We start from the raw sequence: 7,551 nt of genomic DNA, 5'->3' as shown, positions 1-7,551 counted from the left end.
ATAACTGATCGGATGTCGCCGGAACAGATGATCGGATACGTCGGAATCTGCAACCTCTACGTCGTTGCCGCGCGCCGGACCGAGCACTTTACTGGCTAAAACAATCTTTTCGCGCTGACCGCGGCGCTTCAACCAGCTGCCGATATAGCGCTCCGTCAGCCCCTGGGTTTCAGGATGGGGCGGTACGGGGTACATTTCCGTGGTGTCAATTAAGTTAACGCCGTTGGCGAGAGCGAGATCAAGCTGGTCATGGGCTTGCGCTTCGCTGTTTTGTTCGCCGAAAGTCATGGTACCCAGGCCGAGCACGCTGACTTCCAAAGAACTATGGGGAATACGGTGATAAAACATCAGGGCAGGTTCCTCAGTGACGTAAACGTACAGGCGTGATCGCACACCGCCTTGACTGACTATAACCAAGCCGGGGCGGGGGGAGAAGGGGTAAATTAAACCTGCGACGCGCTGCCGGGCGCGGGGATCATCTTTCGATGATCTGCGAAACATCGTTGCCGTTGATTTGCCTTTCGTTGCCACGTTCGTCGGTATAATGGATAAGACCGGTGGTTTTATCGATTTCAGGCTTGCCGTCGGTCAATATCATCTGGCCATCTTTGGTCGCCATTACGTAATCACTGGTGCAGCCGGCAAGCAGCGCGACGCCGAATAATGCCGGCATCAGCAGATAGAGTGTTTTCATTATCGTTTTCCATCCATTAAGTGACCTACATCGTTAACATCATATGCAAAAAACACCGGCTTCACTAGCGATGCGGGCGAAAATTCCAGCACCGTTTTCCACTGCGTGTCGAGGAGCATTCAGGCATCCGGGCCGGAAGGCCGCTGGCCGGCTTTTTTATTGCGCAAGAGATTTAGCGTTTCCACCGCCAGCGAGAAAAACATGGCGAAATAGATATACCCTTTCGGCACGTCGATAGCCGCGCTTTCCAGAATCAGCGCGCCGCCAACCAAAATCAAAAACGCCAGCGCCAGCATTTTGACCGACGGGTGTCTATCGACAAATTCGCCTATTGGCCGGGCAGCAAAGTGCATTATCGCCACCGCGATGATGACCGCCGCCATCATGATAAACAGATGGGAGGACAGGCCTACCGCAGTAATGATCGAGTCCAGGCTGAGAATGATATCGAGCATCATTATCTGGGTAATGGCGCCGAGATAGGATTGGACCGTGCTGTCCTCGCCGCCAGCGCTGCCGTGGAACGATTCCATTATTTCCCTGCACGATTTCCAGATTAGAAAAATGCCGCCAAAAAACAAAATCAGATCTCGGGCGGAAATAGGGTGTTCCAAAAAATAAAATAGCGGTTTGACCAGATGGCTGACCCAGGCGATAGCGGCCAGCAGGCCAAGTCGCATCACCATGGCGCCGAACAGACCCAGGCGGCGGGCGCTGCTTTGCTGTGAGGGAGGAAGTTTGGCGACGATCACGGACAGGAAAACAATATTATCAATACCCAGGACAATTTCCAGAATGGTCAGGGTTCCCAACGCCAGCCATGCGTCCGGATCGGCAATCCAATCAAGCATTACACACATTCACCTAAACGAAACATAAACGATAATTATACGCGGTGTTGTCGGTGGGCTGGCAAGAGAAAACGCGTTTATAACAGGAAATGGCGTGCCAGCAGCTGGGCGGTGAAATTTTTTTTCAAATAGAAACCGCGAGGCAGCGTTAAAATCGGCTGGCCAAATTCACCGACGGCGGCGGTCAGCGTCCGACCGGTGGCGGCTTTTGGCCGCAGCTGTAGCACTTCGCCGTGGCGGGCGGTGATGCGTTCCACCTTGCCTAACACAATAAGATCCATAAGCTCTTCCCAGTCGCGTCGCAGCTGTAGCTCTTCCTCCGTGTCCGGGCTCCACAGGAGCGGCGCGCCGATGCGGCGTCGCGCCAGCGGGATTGTCCGTTGGCCCTCGACCGGGATCCAGAGCACCCGCGCCAGCTTATAACACACGTGGCTGGTTTCCCAGGTAACGCCGCTATTGCCGGTCAGCGGCGCCACGCAAACAAAGGTGGTCTCCAACGGCCGTCCGCCGCTGTCCACCGGAATGGTTTTCAACTCTACGCCTATGGCGGCAAAATCCTGCTCGGGCTTACTGCCGGCGCTGGCACCCAGATAGCGTTCCAAGAGGACGCCAATCCACCCTTTGTCACGCTTGAGATTGGCGGGGATCGGCAGACCGGCCTGGGCAGATAACTCCCTCAAGGTATAACCCGCCAGCGCATCGGCGCGGCGCAGCAGTTCCCTTTCATCGGCGGGGGGATGGGGCGCAAGGGAAAGCGGAATCAGGCTGTTCATTTCGCGGTCCTGAACTGAATAAAAACTAAGCACCTGCGGCACATCCGCGCTGCTAACGCGAGTGGCGGCCGGAGAAAAAATAATAATAGCATGATTTTAAGCTCTTTTTTAATGACCTTAACAGACAGGGCGCAAGCCCGAAAGCAGTTGTACACCCGCTACGGGCAACAATGAATAGGATCTTACACCAGGTTATCCACAGATTTGCGGGATAATCTTGTCAATCGACGAGTACTGTTTCTATTACAGCCTTGACGGCGCCGTTTTTAGCCTATTTGTCCATTTATTTGCGACGTCGATCCGTTTTTCTGTGGATAAAATCATCGATGGTTGTTTTTTATCCATGCCCGGTGAAGAGATTTTTCACCGCGTCGTCGTCGCGCCTTCCGTGACAAGGGTAAACGTTTTAGTCTGTTGATATTCTTCTTTATTTTTTATTTTTTATCCCCCGCACGGGCGTTTGGCGAAAAGTTTTACCCATCTAATCCAGCGTTGCACACAAACCTATCCACAGAAAAAGTACATAAAGTGGCGCCCGCTCGCCGCTAGCTGTTTATAACTCGGCGCCATTAAGCGGCCCTAAGAGTGTTATTCACCGGCGATTAGTGAAAAGCAGTGGTTTACCATTCAGAGCGAGTATGAAACAATCGGAACATCTTATATTTTATGTAATCGAGGTAGTCCGGTGATCGATGATGATGGCTACCGCCCGAATGTTGGTATTGTAATCTGTAATCTCGACGGGCAGGTGCTGTGGGCCAGGCGATACGGACAGCATTCCTGGCAGTTCCCCCAGGGCGGCATCAACGCTGGCGAGACCACGGAGCAGGCGATGTATCGCGAGCTGTTCGAGGAGGTCGGTCTGAGCCGCAAAGATGTGCGTATCCTGGCTTCGACGCGTAACTGGCTGCGTTATAAGCTTCCCAAGCGGCTGGTACGCTGGGACACCAAGCCGGTGTGTATTGGTCAGAAGCAAAAATGGTTTCTGCTACAGCTCACGTGTCCGGATGTGGATATCAATATGCAGCGCGGGGGGATCCCTGAATTTGACGGCTGGCGCTGGGTCAGCTTCTGGTACCCAGTACGTCAGGTCGTTTCCTTTAAACGGGACGTGTACCGCCGGGCGATGAAGGAATTTTCCGGCGTCGTGATGCCGCTGCAGGAAACTGCGGCGCCGCGTTCCGCGCCGGCACACAGACGGAAAAGAGGCTAAGTCACGTAGATTATGCTCACGCGTTTGCGGGAAATCGTTGAAAAGGTCGCAGCCGCGCCGCGTCTGTCGGATTCACTTGACATTCTGGTTAATGAAACCTGTCAGGCGATGAATACCGAAGTCTGTTCGGTTTATTTGGCCGATAACGATCGTCGCTGCTATTACCTGACGGCGACGCGCGGTTTAAATAAACCGCGCGGCGCACGATCACGCTGGCATTTGACCAAGGGATTGTCGGCCTAGTCGGACGGTTGGCTGAGCAGATTAACCTGGCGGACGCCCATATCCATCCCAGTTTCAAATACATTCTGGCGGTGAAAGAGGAGCGTTTTCGTTCCTTTCTCCGCGTGCCGATTATCCACCGCCGTCAGTTGCTCGGTGTACTGGTGGTGCAGCAGCACGAGCACCGGCAGTTCGACGAGAGCGAAGAATCGTTTATGGTCACGCTGGCCACGCAGATGGCCGGCATTCTATCCCAGTCGCAGCTCAACGCGCTGTTCAGCCAGTACCGCCAGACCCGTATTCGCGTCCTGGCGACCGCGCCGGGGGTGGCCATCGCCCAGGGCTGGGTGGACAGCAGCCAGCCTTCCCTCGACAAGTTTATCAGGCGTCGTCGCTGGACAGCGGCCACGAGCGCGAGCGGCTGACGCTGAACGAATCCGTCGCCGAATTCCGCCGTCTGAGCAAGCGGTTTACCGCCAGCGCGCAGAAAGACAGCGCGGCGGTGTTCGACCTGTACAGCTATTTACGCGAGCGTGCCGGCGATTTGCGCGCGCTCGGCCAGCGACTGCTGTTCCACCTTGACGATAGCGCGCGTAATGTTATTCAGTGGCCATCGCGCTTCGTGCTGGTGGCCGACGAGCTGAGCGCCGCGCTCCTGGCCGAAGTGCCGCCGGATTAGCTGGTGGGGGTGGTGGTGCGTGACGGCGCCGCCAACTCCCACGCCGCTATCCTGGTGCGGGCGATGGGGATCCCGACAGTGATGGGCGCCGATATCCAGCCGCTGTTGCTTAATCAGCGCTTGCTTATCGTCGACGGCTACCGCGGTGAACTGCTGGTGGAGCCGGTCCTGGTGCAGGAGTACCAGCGCCTGGTCAGCGAAGAGCGTGAATTCACCCGGCTGGCGGAAGATAATGTGGAGCAGCCGGCGGTGCTGAAAAGCGGCGAACGCATCCAGGTGATGCTCAACGCCGGTTTGAGCGCGGAACATGAACAGCGCCTCGACGATCGGGTGGACGGCATCGGTCTGTACCGCACGGAAATTCCCTTCATGTTGCAAAACGGCTTTCCCTCGGAGGAGGAGCAGGTGGCGCAATATCAAGGGATGTTGCAATTGTTCCCCGGTAAATCGGTGACGTTTCGCACCCTAGACGTCGGCGCCGATAAACAGCTGCCCTATATGCCGATAAGCGAGGAAAATCCCTGCCTGGGCTGGCGCGGTATTCGTATTACCCTTGACCAGCCGGAGATTTTTCTCATCCAGGTGCGCGCAATGCGGCGCGCCAACGCCGCCACCGGCAATTTAAGTATTCTGCTGCCGATGATAACCAGTGTCGATGAGATTGACGAAGCGCGCCGGCTCATCGACCGCGCCGGACGCGAAGTTGAGGACGTGCTGGGCTATGCGCTGCCCAAGCCGCGTATCGGTATTATGGTGGAAGTGCCGGCCATGGTGTTTATGCTGTCGGCGCTGGTGACCCGGGTGGATTTTCTGTCGGTCGGCACCAACACCTGACGCAGTATTTGTTGGCGGTGGATCGCAATAATACCCGGGTGGCGGCGATGTACGATAGCCTGCATCCGGCCATGCTACAGGTGCTGCAAAAAATCATTAGCGAGTCGGAGCGGCTGGGGCTGGGGCTGGCTTGCAGCTTGTGCTGCGAAATGGCCGGCGATCCGATGGGCGCGTTGCTGCTAGCGGGCATGGGCTATCGTACGCTGAGCATGACCGGCCGTAGCGTGGCGCGTATCAAGTATTTATTGCGCAATGTGGCGCTGAACGAGGCGCAGGAGCTGGCGGAGCGGGTCATTGGCGCGCAAAACAGCATCGAAGTCCGCCATCAGGTGGCGGTGTTCATGGAGCGGCGCGGCCTGGACGGCCTGATTCGGGGCGGGCGCTGAGTAGGGAATCATTACACCTGCCGGCGGTTATTTACATCCCCTGACTCTCGCCGTCGCGCCGCTATGCTATGATACGCCACTTCGCGCCGTGCGGGAAAAACGCCTGCGCGGCATGTACAGCGACCGCAGCGGCATCCTGCGGCCGGATAACAAAAACGACGACGTTGTGGTGATGAATGACGACCCATTATCTGGCCTTTCCTCAGTTTGACCCGGTGATCTTTTCCCTGGGCCCGGTTTCCCTGCACTGGTACGGTCTGATGTATCTTGTGGGCTTCGTCTTTGCCATGTAGCTGGCGGTACGGCGCGCGAATCGCCCCGGCAGCGGCTGGCGCAAAGAAGAAGTCGAAAATCTTCTCTATGCCGGTTTTCTCGGGGTGTTTCTCGGCGGCCGTATCGGTTATGTGCTGTTTTACAACCTGCCGCTGTTTCTCGATAATCCCCTATGCCTGTTTAAGGTCTGGGACGGCGGCATGTCGTTCCACGGCGGATTGATAGGCGTCATCGTGGTGATGCTGTGGTTCGCCCATCGCACCCGCCGCCATTTTTTCCAGGTGGCCGATTTTGTCGCGCCGATGGTGCCCTTCGGCCTGGGCGCCGGCCGTTTGGGGAATTTTATCAACGGCGAGTTGTGGGGCCGGGTCACCACCGATACGCTCTGGGCAATGCTGTTTCCCGGCTCCCGGGAGGAAGATTTGGCGCTGCGGCCGGCCAATCCGCAGTGGCAAGCGCTGTTTGAGCGCTACGGCGTGCTGCCTCGCCATCCGTCCCAGATCTACGAGATGCTGCTTGAAGGCATGGTGCTGTTTATTATTCTCAATCTGTTTATCCGTAAGCCGCGGCCTATCGGCAGCGTCTCCGGTTTGTTCCTGATTTGCTACGGCGCCTTTCGCATACTGGTGGAATTTTTCCGCCAGCCGGATGCCCAATTGGGCCTGTTTAGCGGCGTCATTAGCATGGGGCAGATTTTGTCGCTGCCGATGATTTTGGCCGGCGTGATTATGATGGCCTGGGCGTACCGCCGCCGTCCCCAGTAACATATGTCCTGAGGTATTATGAAACAGTATTTTGATTTGATGCGTATGGTGCGCGCGCAGGGTACGCCGAAAGCGGATCGTACCGGCACCGGCACCCTGTCGGTGTTCGGCCATCAAATGCGCTTCGATTTGCGCCAGGGTTTCCCGCTGGTGACCACCAAACGCTGCCATTTGCGGTCGATTATCCATGAGCTGCTGTGGTTCCTTAACGGCGATACCAATATCGCTTATTTGCAGCAGAATAACGTTTCCATCTGGGATGAGTGGGCGGATGAAAACGGCGATTTAGGGCCGGTGTACGGCCGGCAATGGCGCGCCTGGGGGACCGGCGACGGACGCCAGATAGACCAGTTGGCCGAAGTGGTGCGCCAGCTCAGGCAAGATCCGGATTCCCGCCGCATTATCGTTTCCGCCTGGAACGTCGGCGAGCTGGACAAAATGGCCCTGGCGCCGTGCCATGCGCTGTTTCAGTTCTATGTCGCCAACGGCACTTTATCGTGTCAGCTCTACCAGCGTTCGTGCGATATTTTCCTCGGCCTGCCGTTCAATATCGCCAGCTATGCCCTGTTGGTACACATGCTGGCGCAGCAGTGCGATTTGCAGGTCGGTGATTTCGTCTGGACCGGCGGCGATGCCCATCTCTACAGTAACCATTTGCAGCAGGCGGACCTGCAACTGACCCGCGATCCGCGGCCGTTGCCGCAGCTGCTGATTAAGCGCCGACCGGCAACATTGTTCGATTACCGCTTCGAGGATTTTGAGCTGACGGGCTATGATCCCCATCCGGCAATCAAAGCGCCGGTCGCGGTATAAATTGCCCGTGCGTGGGGGCGTCTGCGCATCAACATGATTTTGCGGGCGG

Annotated in this window: 6 protein-coding genes and 2 pseudogenes; 4 read left to right on the top strand and 4 right to left on the bottom strand. The window is 56.8% G+C overall.

Annotated features, from left to right (window positions below):
• The 4 genes from ACMX3H_RS19565 to mutH all read right to left on the bottom strand — a co-directional run.
• Nucleotides 1-348: aldo/keto reductase (locus tag ACMX3H_RS19565; RefSeq protein WP_415211917.1), on the bottom strand; the 348-nt coding region annotated here is incomplete at its 3' end.
• 127 nt (nucleotides 349-475) lie between these two features.
• Entirely contained in the window at nucleotides 476-694 is a 219-nt protein-coding gene (locus ACMX3H_RS19560; protein WP_415210333.1) for a YgdI/YgdR family lipoprotein, read from the bottom strand.
• Between the two features lie 119 nt (nucleotides 695-813).
• Entirely contained in the window at nucleotides 814-1,545 is a 732-nt protein-coding gene (locus ACMX3H_RS19555; protein ID WP_415210334.1) for a TerC family protein, read from the bottom strand.
• 77 nt (nucleotides 1,546-1,622) lie between these two features.
• The gene (gene mutH / locus ACMX3H_RS19550; RefSeq protein ID WP_415210335.1) at nucleotides 1,623-2,318 is read right to left on the bottom strand and encodes a DNA mismatch repair endonuclease MutH; all 696 of its coding nucleotides are present in this window, start codon (nucleotides 2,316-2,318) and stop codon (nucleotides 1,623-1,625) included.
• Nucleotides 2,319-3,003: 685 nt separating this feature from the next.
• On the opposite strand from mutH, the gene rppH reads away from it, so the two are divergent.
• From rppH to thyA, 4 genes and pseudogenes are all read left to right on the top strand, one after another.
• Nucleotides 3,004-3,531: an RNA pyrophosphohydrolase gene (rppH, locus tag ACMX3H_RS19545; RefSeq protein WP_415210336.1), complete on the top strand. Its 528-nt coding sequence runs from the start codon at nucleotides 3,004-3,006 to the stop codon at nucleotides 3,529-3,531.
• A gap of 12 nt (nucleotides 3,532-3,543) precedes the next feature.
• Nucleotides 3,544-5,652: pseudogene (gene ptsP / locus ACMX3H_RS19540) on the top strand (phosphoenolpyruvate--protein phosphotransferase).
• Between the two features lie 176 nt (nucleotides 5,653-5,828).
• A pseudogene (gene lgt, locus ACMX3H_RS19535) lies at nucleotides 5,829-6,689 on the top strand (prolipoprotein diacylglyceryl transferase).
• Between the two features lie 18 nt (nucleotides 6,690-6,707).
• A complete protein-coding gene (gene thyA / locus ACMX3H_RS19530) occupies nucleotides 6,708-7,502 on the top strand; it encodes a thymidylate synthase (protein ID WP_415210337.1) in 795 nt (264 codons plus the stop codon).
• The last annotated feature ends 49 nt before the right edge of the window (nucleotides 7,503-7,551 follow it).

It is taken from the genome of Sodalis sp. (in: enterobacteria), from assembly GCF_047607725.1.
Classification (GTDB): domain Bacteria; phylum Pseudomonadota; class Gammaproteobacteria; order Enterobacterales; family Enterobacteriaceae; genus JBLKSS01.
The sequence above is the reverse complement of the archived record's forward strand: the minus strand, read 5'-3'. Positions and strand labels throughout refer to the sequence as shown.

What these genes read in the sequence shown, in the direction of transcription:
- thyA (WP_415210337.1), top strand. Translation starts at nt 6,708, where the DNA reads ATGAAACAGTATTTTGATTTGATGCGTATGGTGCGCGCGCAGGGTACG.
- ACMX3H_RS19560 (WP_415210333.1), bottom strand. Translation starts at nt 694, where the DNA reads ATGAAAACACTCTATCTGCTGATGCCGGCATTATTCGGCGTCGCGCTG.
- ACMX3H_RS19555 (WP_415210334.1), bottom strand. Translation starts at nt 1,545, where the DNA reads ATGCTTGATTGGATTGCCGATCCGGACGCATGGCTGGCGTTGGGAACC.
- mutH (WP_415210335.1), bottom strand. Translation starts at nt 2,318, where the DNA reads ATGAACAGCCTGATTCCGCTTTCCCTTGCGCCCCATCCCCCCGCCGAT.